Raw genomic sequence first — 14,808 nt, 5'->3', positions numbered from 1 at the left:
CGGGGCGGGCCCGCCACGGGCCTCCAGGCCGGCTCCTGGTGCGGCCCCCTTAGGATGGTGCGGTGATCGACCCCCAGCTGTTGCGTGACAACCCGGACGTCATCAAGGCCTCGCAGGAGGCGCGCGGCGCGTCCGTCGACGTCGTCGACGACGCCGTCGCCGCGGACGCGGCGAGGCGGAGCGCGATCACCTCGTTCGAGTCCCTCCGCGCCGAGCAGAACGCCTTCGGCAAGACCGTCGCGAAGGCCCCGAAGGACGAGAAGGCCGCCCTCGTGCAGCAGGCCCAGGCGCTCGCCGCGCAGGTGAAGGAGGCGCAGGCCACCGTCACCGAGGCCGAGGAGGCCTTCAACACCGTCGTCCGCGCGATCCCCAACGTCGTGCTGCCGGACGTGCCCAAGGGCGGGGAGGACGACTTCGTCACGCTCCGCACCGTCGGCACGAAGCCCGAGTTCGACTTCGAGCCGAAGGACCACGCCGACCTCGGCGAGCACCTCGGCATCATCGACATCCCGCGCGGCGTGAAGGTGTCCGGCTCACGGTTCTACTTCCTGCGCGGCCTCGGCGCACGGCTCGAGATCGCCCTCATGTCGCTCGGCCTCGACCGTGCCGTCGCCGCCGGGTTCGAGCCGCTCATCACCCCGACGCTCGTCCGTCCCGAGACGATGGCCGGCACCGGCTTCCTCGGGGAGCACGCCGCGGAGGTGTACCGCCTCGAGGCCGACGACCTCTACCTCACCGGCACGAGCGAGGTCGCGCTCGCCGGGTTCCACGCCGACGAGATCCTCCCGCTCGAGGACGGCCAGGCGCACCGCTACGCCGGCTGGTCGACCTGCTACCGCCGCGAGGCCGGGTCCGCGGGCAAGGACAACCGCGGCATCCTCCGCGTGCACCAGTTCAACAAGCTCGAGATGTTCTCCTACGTCCACCCGGACCAGGCCGAGGCCGAGCACGAGAAGCTCGTCGGGTACCAGGAGTCCATGCTCCAGGACCTCGGCCTGCACTACCGCGTGATCGACGTCGCCGGCGGCGACCTCGGCACGAGTGCCGCGCGCAAGTTCGACATCGAGGCGTGGGTGCCGACGCAGGGCACGTTCCGCGAGCTCACGTCGACCTCGAACTGCACGACGTTCCAGGCCCGTCGCCTCGACATCCGGTACCGCACCGAGTCCGGCAAGACCGCTCCCGTCGCGACCCTCAACGGCACGCTCGCCACCACGCGGTGGATCGTCGCGATCCTCGAGACGCACCAGCAGGCCGACGGGTCGGTCGTCGTCCCCGAGGTGCTCCGGCCGTACCTCGGCGGCGTCGAGGTGATCGAGCCCCGATGACCTCCCACGAGCGGTTCGTCGACGGGTCCGGCAGCGGCGGAGCCGCGGCTGCCGGCGCCGCCGGTACTGCCGCCGCCGCTGGTGGCGCTGCCCCGGCGCGGACGAAGCGCTGGCTCGTCGCGCTGGACATCGACGGCACGACCATGCGCGAGGACGGCGTCATCACCGACACCGTGATCGCCGCCGTCCGCGACGCCGAGGCCGCCGGGCACGAGGTCATGCTGTCCACCGGCCGCAGCGAGAGCATGACCGTCCCGCTGCTCGACACCCTCGGCATCCGTCCGAAGTACCTCGTCGTCGCGAACGGTGCCCTCACCCTCCGCCGACGTGAGGACGGTTCCTACGAGCACGCCCACGTCGAGCGGTTCGACCCGACCGAGGTGCTGCAGACGATCCACGGCGCGCTCGCCGACGCGGCGTTCGGCGTTGAGGACGAACACGGTCACTTCCTGCTGTCCGGCAACTTCCCCGACGACACCATGACCGTGCAGGGCGAGCATGTCCCGTTCGACCAGCTGCTCGGCGTCGAGGCGACCCGTGTCGTCGTGATCTCACCGGGGCACGACACCGAGGACTTCCTGCAGGTCGTCGAGCGGATGGGGCTGCACAAGGTCTCGTACTCGGTCGGCTGGACCTCGTGGCTCGACATCGCTCCCGAGGGTGTGACGAAGGCCACGGCCATGGAACGCGTCCGCGAGTGGCTCGACATCCCGCGCTCCCGGGTGTTCGCCGCGGGTGACGGGCGGAACGACATCGACATGCTGCGGTGGGCGTCCACCTCCGGCCGCGGGGTCGCGATGGGCCAGGCTCCGGACGACGTGGTCGACGCAGGCAACGAGCTCACCGGCGGTGTCACGGACGACGGGCTCGCGGCGGCGCTCGACACGCTGCCGCGGTAGCGCTCTCGCTCGTCTCGCTGGCCACGCTGGAGGCCCGCTAGACTTCCCGGGACGCGGTCACGTCTCGCCACGTGGTCGCGTCACTGGAGGGTTGTCCGAGCGGCCGATGGAGCCTGTCTTGAAAACAGGTGGGCAGTGATGTCTCGTGGGTTCGAATCCCACACCCTCCGCCACGAGCTCTCCGAGACCGGTCGGCTCCTCAGCGCGACCGGACCGGGGCCGACGGGTGGTCGGCGTGGGCGGGGGACGCGTCCAGGTCGTCCTCGGTGACCACGAGCTCGGTCAGGGACAGTGCGTGACCGAGCACCTCGGCCAGGACGATCACCGCGCACCCCACGAAGACGTAGGTCCACCCGCCGAGTCGCCTCCGCAACGACCTGCTCGATCTCGACGGCATGTCGTGGCCTCTCGGTCGTGGTGCGCGGTCGGACGCACGCAGCTCGTGCCCGAAGTGATCGAACCACGATGCCCGCCGGAACGTCGCCGACGACGGGGCCGATGCGGAAAGTGCACGAGGGAAGACCCTCCGTCGGGTCGACGTCCCGCCGGGTCAGCCCCGGACGCTGAACGCCGCGAGTTCCGCGCGGGTGCGGGCCCCGTGCTTCCGGAGCAGGTTCGCCACGTGGTACTTCACCGTGTTCACGCTGATGCCGAGCCCCTCGGCGATCTCACGGTTCCCGACGCCGGTCGCCACGAGCCGCAGCACGTCGCGCTCCCGTGCGGTGAGGTCGGTGTCGTCCGGCACGTCGAGCGCGGTGGGGGAGGGGTCGAGGGGCAGCGCGATGTCGAGCGTCGAACCCCAACCAGGCGTCGAGTCCACCGCGAGGGTGCCGTCGAGGGCGACGACCCGCTCGGCGATGGGGCGCACGGCGTCGTCGTGGGCGTCGAGCGTGCCGGCACCGTCGTCGCGGAGCTGCATGAGGAGGTTCCGGCCGTCGCAGTCCCACTGGATGCGCACCCGCCGAGCCGCCCCGTCGTCGACGAGCGCGAGGACCGCGGTCCGGACGATCGCGCGGGCGCTGTGGGCGACGTCCCCGGGCAGGGCGCGGCCGGTGGCGGGTGGCTCGACGAACTGCACGTCGAGGTCGCCGAAGCGAACGAGCGGGCGGAGGTCGGCGCGGAGGCGTGAGAACGCGCCGGTCACGGGTTCGAGGAGGCTGCTGCGCTGTCGGTCGCTCGAGGTCCGCAGTTCGACGAGCGCGGCCGAGGCGATCTCGACGGCCTCGGCGCGGGCAGCAGCGTCGGAGAGCCTGTTCGAGCGGAGGGCGGCGAGCACGGACTCGAGCGTCAGGGCGTGCCGGTCCGCCGTCTCGGCGACGGTCCGGGCGTGCTCGGCGGCGGCCGTCCTGCTGGCTGGAGCGTGCACGTCCGATCCCACGATCCGAACCTACCGGTCCCACCCGAACGGACTGCCCCACCCGATCGGACGGGGGCACCGTGCGCCCGAGCGGCTCCGTACGCCGTGCCACCAGGCCACCATCGGACCCATGCCCACCACCACCGTCGCGGACGCCCTCGGTGCGATCGGGAGCGAGCTGCAGGACACCCTCGCCGCGCTCCGCTCGGCCGATCCCGCCCCGTTCGAGCGTGCCCTCACGCTGCTCGCCGAGGCCGACCGGGTCTTCGTCCACGGCGCAGGCCGCTCGGGCCTCGCGCTCCGGATGACCGCGATGCGCCTCATGCACCTCGGACTCGACGTGCACGTCGTCGGCGAGGTCACGTCCCCGGCGATCCGCGAGGACGACGTGCTCCTCGTCGCGAGCGGCTCCGGCGCCACGAGCGGCATCGCCCAGGCGGCGCGCACGGCAGCCGGCGTCGGCGCCCGGGTGCTCGCCGTCAGCACGACGGACGACTCCCCGCTGTCCGAGGTCGCCGACACCACGCTCGTGGTCCCGGCGGCGACGAAGACCGACCGCTCCGGGACCGCCTCGGCGCAGTACGCCGGAAGCCTCTTCGAGCAGGCCGTCGCCCTCCTCGGGGACGCCCTGTTCCACACGCTCTGGCAGCGCAGCGGACACTCCGCCGACGACCTGTGGCCCCGCCACGCCAACCTCGAATGACCCACCACCGGAAGGACACCAACATGCAGCTCCAGTTCGCCATGGACACCCTGACCACCGAGCACGCCCTCGAACTCGCCAGCAAGGCGGCACCGTACGTCGACGTCATCGAGCTCGGCACCCCGCTCATCAAGAGCGCCGGCCTCTCCGCGATCACCGCGGTGAAGGAGGCGCACCCGGACAAGATCGTCTTCGCGGACCTCAAGACGATGGACGCCGGTGAGCTCGAGGCCGACATCGCCTTCCAGGCCGGTGCCGACCTCGTGACCGTCCTCGGCGTCGCCGGTGACAGCACGATCGCGGGTGCCGTCAAGGCCGCGAAGCAGCACGGCAAGGGCATCGTCGTCGACCTCATCGGCGTGCCGGACAAGGCGGCCCGTGCGAAGGAGGTCACCGCGCTCGGCGTCGAGTTCGTCGAGATGCACGCCGGGCTCGACGAGCAGGCCGAGGAGGGCTTCACCTTCGAGACGCTCCTGCGCGACGGCGAGGCCTCCGGCGTCGACTTCTCGGTCGCCGGTGGCATCACCACCGACACGATCGCCGCCGTGCAGGCGTCGGGCGCCCGCGTCGCGGTCGCGGGCAGCGCGATCTACAGCGCCGACGACGTCGCGGCGGCGGCCTCCGCCCTGCGCGACGCGATCACGGAGCCCGTAGCGGCCTGATCCTCACCACCCCACGGACTGGAGGCCCGACACCAGCTGGTGTCGGGCCTCCAGTCCGTTCCGGGGTCGAGACCAGGGCCCGACGTCAGCCGACGAGACCGGTCACCACGTCGTGCACCACGCGCGCGGCGCGCGCAGCCGCGTCGTCGAGGTGCTCCTTGAACTCGTCCCCGTCGGGAGCGCAGAGGTCGCTGATGCAGCGGACCGACACGAACGGCATGTCGTGCACGTGCGCGAACTGCGCGATCGCCGCCGTCTCCATGTCGACCGCCGCGACCGTCGGGAAGGCCTCGCGGAGCAGGCGTGCTCGCCCCTCGGTCACGAAGATCTCGCTCGAGCCGATGGTCGCGGCGCGCATCGGGTACCCGGCGTCCGAGGCGAGCGCGAGGTCGACCAGCCGCTGGTCGGGCTCGTACCCGGCGGGCATGCCCGGCACCTGGCCCAGGGCGTAGCCGAAGGCGGTCGCGTCGGCGTTGAGGTTCACGTAGTGGTCGCCCACGACGACGTCGCCGATCGCGACACCGTGCATGAGGCCGCCGGCGGTACCGACGCTGATCACGGGGATGCCGGGGCCGAAGTCGTGGAAGGCGTGTGCTGCCGCGGCCGTGGCGTTGGTGAACCCGATGCCGCTCCGGCGGACCGCGACGGTCGCACCGCCGACGTCGAGCAGGTGGTGCTCGTCGTGACCGCCGACGGGGCCGTCGAGGATGGGGGTGCCGCCGAGGAGACCGGCGAAGGCGCCGACCTCCTCGCTCATGGCGGCGATGACGACCGCGATCGGTGGGTGGTGCACTGATCGAGTCTCGCACGCTCAGCGGGTGCGAGAAGCCCCCACGGTGACGACCACGGCGTCGACGAGCAGGAAGAGGAGCAGCGTGACGCCGACCGTCGGGAGCAGGACGCCGAGGAGTGCTGCGACCAGTGCGACCACGACCAGGCCCCATCCCGGCGCGCGGGCGAGCGCCCCGGCGGCGGGGGCGCGGCCGAACCGGGCACCGGCGGGTCGGCGCTGCCACCACATCACGTACCCGAACACGACCATCGCGGCGATGCCGAGTGCGGCGAGGACGAGCACGATCTGGTTCGCGACGCCGAACAGGACGCCCATGTGGGTGTTGACGCCGAGCTTGGCGGCCTTCGCCATGTTCGGGTAGTCCGACCAGTGCACCTCGGACACGACCCGCGCGTCGGCGGGGTCGACCGCGACGGCGTCCATCGCGACGGGCCAGGTCTGCTTGCTCTCCTCGACCGTCCACGCCTGGTCGGACGCGGTCGGCACGTGGATGCGGACCTCCGCGGCGTCGATGTCGGCTGCGCGGGCTGCGGACAGGACGGTGTCGAACTGGTCCGGCGTGACCACGGGGGCCGCAGCCGTCGGGGCATCGCTGCCGTGGTGGCCGGCGTGCTCTCCGTGGCCGTCGGTCGTGCCGGCTCCGGTCGTCGCCGGAGCGCCGAGGGTCGTGTCGACCGCGGGGGCCTGCCAGCTCAGCGCCGACCGGATCGCCGTGACGTTGTCGCCCGCGAAGTGCGACCACGTGATCCCCGTCGCCGAGAGGAAGAGCGCGCCGAGCAGGACCCACACGCCCGTCGCTGCGTGCCAGGAGAACGTCCGCAGGTACCCGCGCGCCCGGTTGTCGGGGACGACGAGTTCGCGCTTGCGTCGGGCCCGTCGGATGCGCATTACCCAGAGGGCGACGCCGGCGAGCGACACGATGCCGAGCCACGACGCGGCGGTCTCGCTGTAGAGCCGCCCGACGTCGCCGAGCAGCAGGCTGCGGTGCACGGTGCTCACCCACGTGCGGAAGGGGAGGGAGCCGGACGTGCCGTACACGGGGAGGTCGCCGCGGACCTCGGCGGTGCCCGGGTCGACGAAGACCGCGCGGGTGGTGGACGCAGCGAGACCCTCCTCGGTGAACATCACGCGCGTGGTCGTGCCGGCGCTCGGGGCCGGGCGGACCTCCGTCACGCTGTCGCCCGGGTGGTGACGGTCGACGTACCGCTCGGCAGCGGACACCTGGTCGGCGAGGGGCATCGTCGTCGCGGTCGCCGGGGCGGTGAGCTCGTGGGCGTACACGACACGCTCGATCGAGGGCGCCACGGCGTACACGGCCCCGGACAGTGCGGCGACGAGGATGAACGGGCCGACGAACAGCCCGGCGAGGAAGTGCAGGCGGAGCAGGAGCTGGGGGAACCAGCCCGCGCTGGACGTGGGTGCGGGGGCGTGCGGCATCGGGACTCTCCGGTGTCGGGCGCGACCTCGTGCCGCACGGCATGTGACTCTACAAGATGTAGAGAATCCGGATCGCCGCAGTGCGCGTACCGTCTCCCCGACGAGGAGGCACGGGTGATCGAGGTGGTCGAGTACCGGGACGAGTGGCGCGACCGGTTCGGGCTGCTGCGTGCTGCCTACTCGGCTGCTCTCGACCGCGCAGGTGTCCGGCACCGCATCGAGCACGTCGGCAGCACATCGGTCCCGGGGCTCGCAGCGAAGCCCGTCGTCGACGTGGACGTCGTGGTCGCGGAGGACGACGTGCCCGCCGCCGTCGGCGCACTCGCGACGATCGGCTTCGTGCCCCGCGGCGACCTCGGCATCGCGGGCCGCGAAGCCTTCCGGACCCCGGACCGGTTCGCACCGAGCAACACCTACGTCGTCGCCGAGGGATCGCTCGCGCTCCGCAACCACCTCGGCGTGCGGGACGTCCTGCGTGCCGACGATGCGCTCCGGGACGAGTACGCGGCGGTGAAGCGGCGAGCGGGGCGGGAGGCAGTGGACATCGACGCGTACATCGCCCGGAAGAGCGACGTCCTCGACCGGGTCCTCCGCGCAGCAGGGCTGACCGACGAGGAACGGGCGTCGATCGCCGCGAGCACGCGGGGCATCACCAGACGGGGCGCCGCGGGCTGACCTCACCCTGTGTCATGGCTGCGACGGGACACCGCGTGATCGACGGGTGTTTCGTCGGAACATGCACGTGCATCCGATGCACGTGCACCGAGCGACGAAGCACCGCGTGATCGACAGGTGCATCGTCGGAGTCGCCGTGCGAGAGGGGCGTGGCCCGAGGTGACCCGGCGCCGGACGGGAGGCCCGTGGCGGGCCCGCCACGGGCCTCCCGGCCGGTGGGTGGGTGCGTCAGCGACGCACGTCGCACCCGCAACTCGCACCGAGGACCAGCTGCGGCGGGACGAGTCGACGGTGCCCCTCGTCGGCGCCGTCGCCGAGGACGCGGTCGACCGCCTCCCGTGCCATCACCTCGATCGGCTGCCGCACGGTGGTGAGCTGGGGGTTCGTGTAGTCCGCTTCGGCGGCACCGTCGAACGAGACGATCGCGACGTCCTCGGGGACGCGCAGCCCGAGCTCGAACAGCGCACGCATCACGCCGATCGCCTGCATGTCCGAGCTGACGAAGACGGCGCGGGGGCCGGTGCCGTCGCCGAACATGCGGAGTCCGGCTTCGTACCCGCCCCGGCGCGTGAAGTCGCAGCGGACGATCGGACCGTCCGGGTGCCCGGCGTCGCGGAGGGCCCGCATCCAGCCCTGCTCGCGGAGCTCCATCGTGCCGGCGTGGCCCATCACGAGGCCGATCGACCCGTAGCCGTGCTCGATGAGGTGCCGGGTGCCGTCGAGGGCACCGCGGAGGGCGTCGACCCCGATGCTGACGTAGTGGGGGACCTCGAAGAAGGTGTTGAGCAGCACCATCGGGATGCCGGGGTCGGTCACGGTGGAGAGGTCCGGGTGCGTCTGGATGCTCGTCACGATGATGCCGTCGACCTGGCGGGCGGACAGGGTGCGGAGGCGTTCGCGCTCCTGGGTGCTGTCGCCGTCGCTGTTGGCGAGGAGGACGTCGTACCCGCGCGCGGCGGCGGCGTGCGTCACCTCGACGGCGAGCTCCGACCAGAACGGGTTGTCGAGCTCGGGGACGATCAGTCCGAGCATCTTCGAGGAGCCGGTGCGGAGGGCCTGGGCGCTCGCGTTCGGGCGGTAGCCGAGGACGCGGATGGCCTCGCGGACCCGGGCGGCGGTCTCCGCGGCGACGGGGCGGGGGCCGTCGTGCACGACGTAGCTCACGACGGAGGTGCTCACCCCGGCGTACCGAGCGACGTCCGCGCGCGTGACCGCCCGCGGGGTGGTCGGGGTGCTCACGGGGGCCTCCTGGATGGCGATCGGGTGCCGGACCGTGCGGCCCGGCACCCGAACGGTGGGGTCCGGCCGCCGACCCGGAGGGGTCGGCAGCCGGACCGCTGTCGTCGCTGCGATCCTAGACGGCGGTCGACGGGCCGCCGGCCGTGGCCGCGTTGTCCGACCCCGCTGCTGCTTCGGCCGGTTCCGGGGCGTCACCGAAGTCGGGCACCTCGAGGCGGACGCCACCCTGCAGCGCGGACTGGTGGGCGATGATGCCGGGCAGCGTGAACCGGGCGGCGGTCCAGGCGTTCACCGGGGGCAGGGTCCGGTCGACGACGGCGCGGACGAAGTCGTCGGCGAGGAACTGGTGGCTGCCCTCGTGGCCGGTCGGCACCCCGTCGTACTCGGACGGCAGACGCGAGGTGTCGTGCACCGGGGCGTACCCGGAGACGAACGCGTCGCGGAGGGACGGGTCGACGCCGGCGAGGCGGGGGTCGTCGAGGGACATCGTCGCCTGCGTGTCGATCTGGTCGCTGATGTCGACCGAGTCCTGCTTGTCCTGCCAGACGCTGACCTTCGCGAGCTGCTCGAAGCTGCCCTCGGTGCCGAAGTACCGGAAGCGGGACTCCCGGATGTGCGAGGGGTAGCCGACGCGGCGCATCTCGTTGATGCGGACGACGCCACCGTTGTCGAGCTCGAACAGCGCGGTCGCGTTCGAGAAGTCGTTGTCGAACTGGCTGACGTCCTTGTCGAAGACGCCGTCGCCGCGGTCGTCCTTGACGCCGATGCAACTGACGCTGACCGCATGGCCGGGGATCGCGCCGAGGACGCCGCCGACGGAGTGCGTCGGGTAGAGCATGGGTGGGTAGCTGGCCGTGCGCTTCCAGTCCTCGCCGCCGCTGAACTGGTACGCGGCGTAGAACCCGAGGTCCATGTCGTGGACGTAGTCGCCCTCGGCGTAGAACACCCGGCCGAACGCCCCCTCGGCGACCTTCTTCCGGGCGAACACCGTCGCCGGGTTGTAGTAGCTCGTCTCGCCCATCATGTAGGTGAGACCGGTCTCGCGGACCGTGTCGATGATCGCGCGGATCTCGTCGACCGAGATCGCCATCGGGACGGCGGAGTACACGTGCTTGCCGGCGCGGAGGGCCTGCACGACCAGCGGTCCGTGGGTCCAGCGCTGCGTGAAGATCGCGACCGCGTCGACGTCGGACGCGAGCGCGGCGTCGAAGTCCGCGAAGGTGCCGTCGAGGTGCTGCTCCGCGACGAGGCCGGACGCGCGGTCCTCGACGAGGTCCGTCACGAACACCCGGTCGACGTCGGGGTGGAGCTTGAACAGCTTGGCGAACTGGGGCGCGAACTGGCCGGCTCCGACCATGGCGATGGAGATCATCGGGGACCTTTCCGAAGTGGTGTGGATGCATCGCCGGGCAGGTCGCGCCGGTGCGATCCCCGTCAGCATTCCACGATCGTCTACTCGTGACAACCCCCTGTTACGACTGCTGAAAGTGCCTCTTGTCGACGACAGTCTCCACGTGTAGATTCCCGGCCACGGACTGCTGCTTCGAGCCAGTCCACCGCAGACGAAGGAGTCGCGATGGTCACCGAGAGCCCCGTGTCGTCAACCCTGACGACCGCCAGCACGAGACGGCAGGGTCGCGTCGCCGACCGTGCCCGTGCCGGCACCACCTCCCCACGCCGCCGTCCACGGAACGACCTCTGGCTCGCGCTGGTCTTCATCGCGCCCGCCACGGTCGGCTTCCTGCTGTTCCTGGCGTGGCCGACGGTCCGGGGCATCTACCTGAGCTTCACGACCTACAACCTGCTGACCCCGCCGGTGTTCACCGGCCTGCAGAACTACGTCCGACTCGTGCAGGACTCGATCTTCTGGAACTCGATGGCGGTGACCGTCGAGTACGTGCTCCTCAACATCGGCTTCCAGACGATCCTCGCGCTGTTCATCGCCGTGATGATGCACCGGCTCACGAAGTCCACGTTCGTCCGCGGCATCGTCCTCGCGCCGTACCTCGTGTCGAACGTCGTCGCCGCGCTCATCTGGCTGTGGATCCTCGACACGCAGCTCGGCATCGGCAACGAGATCCTGTCGGCGATCGGCGTCGGACGCATCCCGTTCCTGCAGAGCGACTTCTGGGGCATCCCGACGATCGCGTTCATCAACGTCTGGCGGAACGTCGGGTACACCGCTCTGCTCATCTTCGCGGGGCTCCAGGCGCTGCCCGAGCAGGTCTACGAAGCGGGCCGCATCGACGGTGCGAGCGAGTGGAAGATGTTCTGGCGGATCACCGTCCCGCTCCTGCGGCCGATCCTCTCGCTCGTCCTCATCATCACGATCATCGGCTCGTTCCAGGTGTTCGACACCGTCGCGGTCACGACCCAGGGCGGGCCGGCGAACGCCACGAACGTGGTGCAGAACTACATCTACAACCTCGCCTTCGGCCGGTTCCAGTTCGGCTACGCGTCCGCCGTCTCGGTGGCCCTCCTCATCGTCCTCAGCGTCATCACGTTCATCCAGTACCGCCTCTCGCGCTCCGGCGAGAGCGACCTGGACTGACGCGGCCGCCCACCAGACCTCCCGGAAAGCGAGTCCGAGATGACCAGCACCCTGCCCCCCGTGGTCGAGCCCCAGGCCACCCGCGCGATCACCACCCGCGGCGGCCCACGTCCGCCGCGTCGCAAGCCCTCCGTCGGACGGGTGATCGCCTGGATCGCGATGATCGCCGTGATCGTCGTGACCCTGTTCCCGTTCTACTGGATCCTGCGCACCGCCCTGTCGTCGAACGGCGCGATCTCCGCCGACCCCACCTCGGTGCTGCCGACCGGGTTCAGCCTCGGCGGGTTCGAGCGGGTCTTCGGCCTGCAGTCCACCAAGGAGGCGCTCGCCCAGGGCGGCTCGGGTGCGGCGATCAACTTCTGGCAGTACCTGCTCAACTCGGTGATCACGGCGACGCTCATCACCGTCGGCCAGGTGTTCTTCTCGGCCGGCGCCGCCTACGCCTTCGCCCGCCTGCGGTGGCCCGGACGCGACAAGGTGTTCGCGGTGTTCCTCGCCGGGCTCATGGTGCCGACGATCTTCACCCTCCTGCCGAACTTCGCCCTCATCAAGTCACTCGGACTCGTGGACACCCTGCTCGGCATCGCGCTCCCGTCCATGCTGATGACCCCGTTCGCGGTGTTCTTCCTGCGGCAGTTCTTCCTCGGCATCTCGCGCGAGGTCGAGGAAGCGGCGCTCATCGACGGCGCCGGCAAGGTCCGGGTGTTCTTCCGGCTCATCCTGCCGATGGCCTCCGCACCGATCGCGACGCTCGCCGTGCTGACGTACATCACCGCCTGGAACGACTACTTCTGGCCGCTGATGGTGTCCTACACCGACAGCTCCCGGGTGCTCACCGTGGCGCTCGGCGTCTTCAAGTCGCAGTCGCCGCAATCCGGCACCGACTGGGCGGGCCTGATGGCCGCGACCCTCGTGGCGGCGCTCCCGATGATCGTGCTGTTCGGCCTCTTCGCCAAGCGCATCGTCAACTCCATCGGCTTCTCCGGCATCAAGTAGGGACCAGCTCATGACGAACCCCATCACCCGCCGCGCCCTGTTCGCCGGCGGCGCCTCGGCCCTGGCCCTCGGAGCGCTGGCGGCCTGCTCGAGTCCGAGCACGCCGAACCCGAGGAGCGGTGTGACCGGCACGGTGTCGTACTGGCTCTGGGACGCGAACCAACTCCCCGCGTACCAGGCCGTCGCGAAGGCCTTCGAGCGCGAGAACCCCGACATCCGCATCAAGATCACCCAGCTCGGGTGGGCCGACTACTGGACGAAGCTCACCGCCGGGTTCATCGCCGGTACCGCGCCCGACGTCTTCACGGACCACCTGTCGAAGTTCCCGCAGTTCGCCGACCTCGACGTGCTGTACAAGCTCGACGAGCTCGAGGCGACGAGTTCCATCCGTGACGACGACTACCAGTCCGGCCTCGCCCAGCTCTGGAAGGGCAAGGACGGCCACCGGTACGGCTCGCCGAAGGACTGGGACACCATCGCGATGTTCTACGACGAGAAGGTCATCGCGAAGGCGGGCTACACCGCCGACGACCTGGCGAACCTGTCGTGGAACCCCGACGACGGCGGTTCCTTCGAACGGGCGGTCGCCCACCTCACGATCGACGGCAAGGGGCGCCGCGGGGACGAACCCGGCTTCGACAAGGACGACGTCGCCGTCTACGGCATGAGCGCGAACGGCAGCGGCGGCGACGGGTTCGGGCAGACGCAGTGGTCGCCGTTCACCGGGTCGATCGACTGGTTCTACACGAACGAGAACCCGTGGGGGAACAAGTTCCGCTACGACGACGCGGAGTTCCAGAAGACGATCTCGTGGTACTTCGGCCTGGCCGACAAGGGCTACATGCCGAAGTACGGCGTGTTCTCGACGACCACCGGTCCGGACGTGCAGCTCGGCTCGAAGAAGGTGGCGCTGTCGTTCAACGGCTCGTGGATGATCGGCACCTACCTCGGCCTGCAGGGCATCGACGTCGGTGTCGCGCCCACGCCCAAGGGGCCGGTCGGGCACCGCGCCTCGATGTTCAACGGCCTCGGCGACTCGATCACGAAGCAGGCGAAGAACCCCGAGGCGGCGGCGAAGTGGGTCGCGTTCCTCGGCAGTGCCGCGGCGCAGGAGATCGTCGGCCGGGCGGGCATCGTGTTCCCGGCCCGCCGATCGGGGACGGACGCCGCGGTCGCGGCCTACGCGAAGCGCGGCCTCGACGTCACCGCGTTCACCGAGCAGGTCGAGGACGGTACGACGTTCCTCTTCCCGGTGACCCGGAACCCGGCCGACGTGCAGGCGCTGGTGCAGCCCGCGTTCGACGGGATCTACGCCAACGGCAAGCCGGTGTCCTCGCTCACGGCGGTCAACGAGCAGGTCAACACCCTCCTGGCGCTCACCTGAGTCGTCCGGAACACGCGGTCGTCCACGGGCCCGGTGCGGTGCGTGGACGACCGCGTTGACGGATGTTCCACCATCGAACGAAACTGGCGCCGATGACCTCCCTCACCTCGCTCGTGTACATGTCCGTCGCCGTCGACGACCTCACCGACGCCCAGCTCGTCGCGATGCTCCGCGAGGCCCGACTCCGCAACGAGGCACTCGGCGTCTCCGGGCTGCTCCTCGCGAAGGGCGGTCGGTTCATGCAGGTGCTCGAGGGCCCGGAGTGGAGCGTGGAGGACCGGTTCGCAGCCATCGAGCGCGACCCGCGGCACACCGAGGTGCAGTCGTTGTCGCGAGAGCCGATCGACGCGCGTCGGTTCGACGGGTGGGCGATGGCGTTCGGCGCACCGTCCGACGCCGACGTCCTCGAGGAGCCCGGCTTCAGCGGCTTCCTGCAGCGCCGAGAGGGGCTCCCGGTGTCGCTGTCCGGCACCTCCGCCGACTTCCTGCTGCGGTGGTTCCGTGGTCGTGACCTCGGCACCGGCCGGGAGGAACGGATCACCCTGGGCAGGCACGCCGCCTGAGCCGCGGCGTCGGCCCGGGCGCGGGGCGCGGCGCCTGGTCGCGCGGGCGGGGGCGCGCTGCCGAGCCCGGGCCGTCGTTGCTGGACGACAGCGCCGTCGTCGTACGACAGCGGTCGCGTCGTTCGTTGCGTGCGCGGACTGTTGCGGACGCCGCGGTGCGACCGCGCCGTCGTCGTGCGACAGCGGTCGCGTCGTGCGACAGCGGCGCACGCGGACCGGCG

General features: G+C 71.0%; 15 protein-coding genes and 1 tRNA gene. 10 read left to right on the top strand and 6 right to left on the bottom strand.

Annotated elements, in window-relative coordinates:
- Positions 1 to 62 precede the first annotated feature (62 nt).
- From serS to ACRQ4C_RS13935, 3 genes are all read left to right on the top strand, one after another.
- Entirely contained in the window at positions 63 to 1,328 is a 1,266-nt protein-coding gene (gene serS, locus ACRQ4C_RS13945) for a serine--tRNA ligase (protein ID WP_439689073.1), read from the top strand.
- Positions 1,325 to 2,227 carry an HAD family hydrolase gene (locus ACRQ4C_RS13940; RefSeq protein ID WP_439689072.1) on the top strand — a complete coding sequence of 301 codons (903 nt, stop codon included), beginning with the start codon at positions 1,325 to 1,327 and terminating at the stop codon, positions 2,225 to 2,227. The genes serS and ACRQ4C_RS13940 overlap by 4 nt, the downstream gene beginning before the upstream one ends.
- Before the next feature lie 85 nt (positions 2,228 to 2,312).
- Positions 2,313 to 2,400, top strand: a tRNA-Ser gene (locus ACRQ4C_RS13935).
- A 26-nt stretch (positions 2,401 to 2,426) separates the two neighbouring features.
- Here the strand turns inward: ACRQ4C_RS13935 and ACRQ4C_RS13930 are convergent.
- Together ACRQ4C_RS13930 and ACRQ4C_RS13925 are read right to left on the bottom strand one after the other, a co-directional pair.
- Positions 2,427 to 2,624, bottom strand: coding sequence for a hypothetical protein (locus ACRQ4C_RS13930; RefSeq protein WP_439689071.1), 198 nt, complete (start codon positions 2,622 to 2,624; stop codon positions 2,427 to 2,429).
- A 153-nt stretch (positions 2,625 to 2,777) separates the two neighbouring features.
- The gene (locus tag ACRQ4C_RS13925; protein ID WP_290134086.1) at positions 2,778 to 3,593 is read right to left on the bottom strand and encodes a LuxR C-terminal-related transcriptional regulator; all 816 of its coding nucleotides are present in this window, start codon (positions 3,591 to 3,593) and stop codon (positions 2,778 to 2,780) included.
- A 121-nt stretch (positions 3,594 to 3,714) separates the two neighbouring features.
- Here ACRQ4C_RS13925 and hxlB point away from each other — a divergent pair, with 121 nt between their 5' ends.
- Positions 3,715 to 4,287: a 6-phospho-3-hexuloisomerase gene (gene hxlB, locus ACRQ4C_RS13920; protein WP_439689070.1), complete on the top strand. Its 573-nt coding sequence runs from the start codon at positions 3,715 to 3,717 to the stop codon at positions 4,285 to 4,287.
- A 23-nt stretch (positions 4,288 to 4,310) separates the two neighbouring features.
- Positions 4,311 to 4,949, top strand: a complete 639-nt coding sequence (gene hxlA / locus ACRQ4C_RS13915; RefSeq protein ID WP_439689069.1) for a 3-hexulose-6-phosphate synthase — start codon at positions 4,311 to 4,313, stop codon at positions 4,947 to 4,949.
- An 85-nt stretch (positions 4,950 to 5,034) separates the two neighbouring features.
- On the opposite strand, the gene mtnN is transcribed toward hxlA, so the two are convergent.
- Entirely contained in the window at positions 5,035 to 5,742 is a 708-nt protein-coding gene (gene mtnN / locus ACRQ4C_RS13910; protein ID WP_290134090.1) for a 5'-methylthioadenosine/S-adenosylhomocysteine nucleosidase, read from the bottom strand.
- A gap of 18 nt (positions 5,743 to 5,760) precedes the next feature.
- Entirely contained in the window at positions 5,761 to 7,179 is a 1,419-nt protein-coding gene (locus ACRQ4C_RS13905; RefSeq protein ID WP_439689068.1) for a PepSY-associated TM helix domain-containing protein, read from the bottom strand.
- A gap of 114 nt (positions 7,180 to 7,293) precedes the next feature.
- Here ACRQ4C_RS13905 and ACRQ4C_RS13900 point away from each other — a divergent pair, with 114 nt between their 5' ends.
- The gene (locus ACRQ4C_RS13900) at positions 7,294 to 7,854 is read left to right on the top strand and encodes a GrpB family protein (protein ID WP_439689067.1); all 561 of its coding nucleotides are present in this window, start codon (positions 7,294 to 7,296) and stop codon (positions 7,852 to 7,854) included.
- Between the two features lie 228 nt (positions 7,855 to 8,082).
- Here ACRQ4C_RS13900 and ACRQ4C_RS13895 read toward each other — a convergent pair whose 3' ends face one another.
- Complete coding sequence (locus ACRQ4C_RS13895; protein WP_439689066.1) at positions 8,083 to 9,093, bottom strand: LacI family DNA-binding transcriptional regulator; 1,011 nt, start codon at positions 9,091 to 9,093, stop codon at positions 8,083 to 8,085.
- Between the two features lie 115 nt (positions 9,094 to 9,208).
- Positions 9,209 to 10,465, bottom strand: coding sequence for a Gfo/Idh/MocA family protein (locus tag ACRQ4C_RS13890; RefSeq protein WP_439689065.1), 1,257 nt, complete (start codon positions 10,463 to 10,465; stop codon positions 9,209 to 9,211).
- 204 nt (positions 10,466 to 10,669) lie between these two features.
- Between ACRQ4C_RS13890 and ACRQ4C_RS13885 the strand changes: the two genes are divergently transcribed.
- The 4 genes from ACRQ4C_RS13885 (at position 10,670) to ACRQ4C_RS13870 (ending at position 14,587) form a co-directional block, all read left to right on the top strand.
- Positions 10,670 to 11,644 carry a carbohydrate ABC transporter permease gene (locus ACRQ4C_RS13885; protein ID WP_439689064.1) on the top strand — a complete coding sequence of 325 codons (975 nt, stop codon included), beginning with the start codon at positions 10,670 to 10,672 and terminating at the stop codon, positions 11,642 to 11,644.
- Between the two features lie 39 nt (positions 11,645 to 11,683).
- Positions 11,684 to 12,640 (top strand): carbohydrate ABC transporter permease, encoded by a 957-nt coding sequence (locus ACRQ4C_RS13880; protein WP_439689063.1) that lies wholly within the window; start codon positions 11,684 to 11,686, stop codon positions 12,638 to 12,640.
- A 10-nt stretch (positions 12,641 to 12,650) separates the two neighbouring features.
- Positions 12,651 to 14,024: an ABC transporter substrate-binding protein gene (locus ACRQ4C_RS13875; RefSeq protein WP_439689062.1), complete on the top strand. Its 1,374-nt coding sequence runs from the start codon at positions 12,651 to 12,653 to the stop codon at positions 14,022 to 14,024.
- Between the two features lie 92 nt (positions 14,025 to 14,116).
- Entirely contained in the window at positions 14,117 to 14,587 is a 471-nt protein-coding gene (locus tag ACRQ4C_RS13870) for a BLUF domain-containing protein (protein ID WP_439689061.1), read from the top strand.
- Positions 14,588 to 14,808: the final 221 nt, after the last annotated feature.

This window comes from Curtobacterium sp. SP.BCp (assembly GCF_051903255.1).
Taxonomy (GTDB): Bacteria; Actinomycetota; Actinomycetes; order Actinomycetales; family Microbacteriaceae; genus Curtobacterium.
This window is presented reverse-complemented; position numbering and strand designations above follow the sequence as displayed.

Bases quoted from the DNA above. Each gene is read 5' to 3' on its own strand.
- ACRQ4C_RS13875 (WP_439689062.1), top strand. From the start codon at position 12,651: ATGACGAACCCCATCACCCGCCGCGCCCTGTTCGCCGGCGGCGCCTCG.
- ACRQ4C_RS13905 (WP_439689068.1), bottom strand. From the start codon at position 7,179: ATGCCGCACGCCCCCGCACCCACGTCCAGCGCGGGCTGGTTCCCCCAG.
- hxlA (WP_439689069.1), top strand. From the start codon at position 4,311: ATGCAGCTCCAGTTCGCCATGGACACCCTGACCACCGAGCACGCCCTC.
- ACRQ4C_RS13885 (WP_439689064.1), top strand. From the start codon at position 10,670: ATGGTCACCGAGAGCCCCGTGTCGTCAACCCTGACGACCGCCAGCACG.
- ACRQ4C_RS13930 (WP_439689071.1), bottom strand. From the start codon at position 2,624: ATGCCGTCGAGATCGAGCAGGTCGTTGCGGAGGCGACTCGGCGGGTGG.
- ACRQ4C_RS13940 (WP_439689072.1), top strand. From the start codon at position 1,325: ATGACCTCCCACGAGCGGTTCGTCGACGGGTCCGGCAGCGGCGGAGCC.
- ACRQ4C_RS13880 (WP_439689063.1), top strand. From the start codon at position 11,684: ATGACCAGCACCCTGCCCCCCGTGGTCGAGCCCCAGGCCACCCGCGCG.
- hxlB (WP_439689070.1), top strand. From the start codon at position 3,715: ATGCCCACCACCACCGTCGCGGACGCCCTCGGTGCGATCGGGAGCGAG.
- ACRQ4C_RS13870 (WP_439689061.1), top strand. From the start codon at position 14,117: ATGACCTCCCTCACCTCGCTCGTGTACATGTCCGTCGCCGTCGACGAC.
- ACRQ4C_RS13890 (WP_439689065.1), bottom strand. From the start codon at position 10,465: ATGATCTCCATCGCCATGGTCGGAGCCGGCCAGTTCGCGCCCCAGTTC.